Origin of the sequence: Desulfovibrio sp. OH1186_COT-070 (assembly GCF_003860215.1) — a bacterium.
GTDB lineage: Bacteria > Desulfobacterota > Desulfovibrionia > Desulfovibrionales > Desulfovibrionaceae > Desulfovibrio.
The window spans coordinates 1-1,758 of sequence record NZ_RQYH01000080.1 but is presented as its reverse complement, the minus strand read 5'-3'; the positions used below and the strand labels follow the sequence as shown (position 1 = coordinate 1,758).

Sequence of the window (1,758 nt, the reverse complement as noted above, 5' to 3'; positions counted from 1 at the left end):
GGCGGGGTTTTTTGTTTCTTCCGGCTCTTTCATGGGCCAAACTCCTTGTTGCGTGTTGTGTGGTTATGGCAAGGCCGCGCATCGTCCTGTAAACGCGCCGCCTTTTCTCATAAGGGAGTACTTAATTCCCAACCGGGCAGAATCATTGGGGAAGGCTTGAACGGCAAACTGTGAGCGAGCAGGCGGCAGAAATGCGCCTTTTCTCATAAGGGGACGGTCAATTCCCAACCGAGCGGAATCATTGGCGAAGGTCGGGAAGGGAAGCAGTCAGTGAAAGTGGGGAAAAACAGCGTATCTTTCTCATAAGGGAATACTTAATTGCTATCCGCCTGCAATCCCAACGCTTCGTAATTTCAAGTTGTCCGGCGTGAGGTAGCCGCCGTGCCTGCGGATAGCGGGAAGGACTTCGTGGGTTACCCAGCGTTTGAACTCCTTGGCTTCGGGCTTGCGGGAGCGGAGTATCAGGGAATACAGCCCGGCTTCGGAAACGAGCAGGGCATCTTTGCGTAACCCCTTGAAATCATGACGCTCAACCACTTTAAGGATGGTTGCCTTTTCATCCTCATCCAAGCCTTGGAGCGCCATGCGTGTATGGTTATTGTCAAACCCCAGATACTTGCACACATCCCGCGCCACAAACCACGGCTCGCCTTTTGCGTCCTGCATCACGCGCAGGTCGCCCAGCATGCCGTAACTGAATGTCCGGACAGCGACGGGGTTGTTGGTGGGCGGCGGCGGCGGAGGGGTGGGGATGGGGGCGGCGGGGAGAACTTCTCCGGCCAGCCACCGCTGGAACGGCAGCGCCCTGGGCTTGTCGGAGCGGGCAAGGAAGAAATAGAGGCCCTGCTCGGAAAGTGTTGTCAATTGCTGTTTTCCGCCGCGGGTGTGAAACGGATGCATCCCCTTCCACTCGGCGGGCACAGCCTGAATCAGGCGTGCAGGTTTGGAGGTTTCCGCATACTCAAGTGCCTGTAAAACATCCCGCGCCACAAACCGCGGCTCGCCTTTCTCATCCAGCACAGTACGGACGTTGCCGAACGCCGTATTGCTGAAGGTCTGGACAGCGACGGGGGTGTTGGTGGGGGCGGGGGCGGTATTGCTGGCGTGTCAAAAAGTGCCTATCGTATGAACGTTGGAGGCAGATTTGAACACCATTCGGAGGCTGCCGCAATGACCGCCGCATACTTGCTCATGTTCGTTGTTGTTACCTGCTTGGGCGTCTTGGGCATCTTCTGGACACGGAAGAAGCCCGGTGACGGCAAGTAGCGCAGGAACACGCGGCAGGGGCGTCTGCATTATGGATAACCTCATCCCCACACCGCCGCCACCTTCCGTTTTTCATTTCTCCCGGAGTCCTGTTGTGCTTTTCAAAACGAAAACTTCCGACGCGGGGCACAGGTCGTCTTTTTCATTTTGATTGACGGGCATTGGCTACCAATCAACGCTGCACGGAAAAACAGGCATGTCAGCTTGAAAGTGAGGAGGGGGAAATCCTTCTCCATGAAGAAAGCCTCTCCTGCAAAGACCGCCTTCAGCGTTTTTGCCGAACACCCTCAAAATCGCCCGCAAATGCCCCTGCAAGGCTTCAAATCGCAAAATACACAGCATCCTACGCCTCATTGTTTTTTGATGCCTGAAAACGGCAGCCATTCAATTTTTGTCTTGTCTTCCTCACGTCCTCGCCGTCACCATCCCGCCAGCCTGTAGCGCACAGTGGTACACAGCACCACACAGCACCACACAGCGGCGTGGCGGAAG

General features: G+C 56.0%; 2 protein-coding genes. One reads left to right on the top strand and one right to left on the bottom strand.

Going from position 1 to position 1,758, the window contains the following annotated elements; genetic code table 11:
* Positions 1-321: 321 nt before the first annotated feature.
* Complete coding sequence (locus tag EII23_RS11855; protein ID WP_260424712.1) at positions 322-1,020, bottom strand: Bro-N domain-containing protein; 699 nt, start codon at positions 1,018-1,020, stop codon at positions 322-324.
* Between the two features lie 480 nt (positions 1,021-1,500).
* Between EII23_RS11855 and EII23_RS11850 the strand changes: the two genes are divergently transcribed.
* A complete protein-coding gene (locus EII23_RS11850; RefSeq protein WP_124793536.1) occupies positions 1,501-1,707 on the top strand; it encodes a hypothetical protein in 207 nt (68 codons plus the stop codon).
* Positions 1,708-1,758: the final 51 nt, after the last annotated feature.

Bases quoted from the DNA above. Each gene is read 5' to 3' on its own strand.
- EII23_RS11850 (WP_124793536.1), top strand. From the start codon at position 1,501: ATGAAGAAAGCCTCTCCTGCAAAGACCGCCTTCAGCGTTTTTGCCGAA.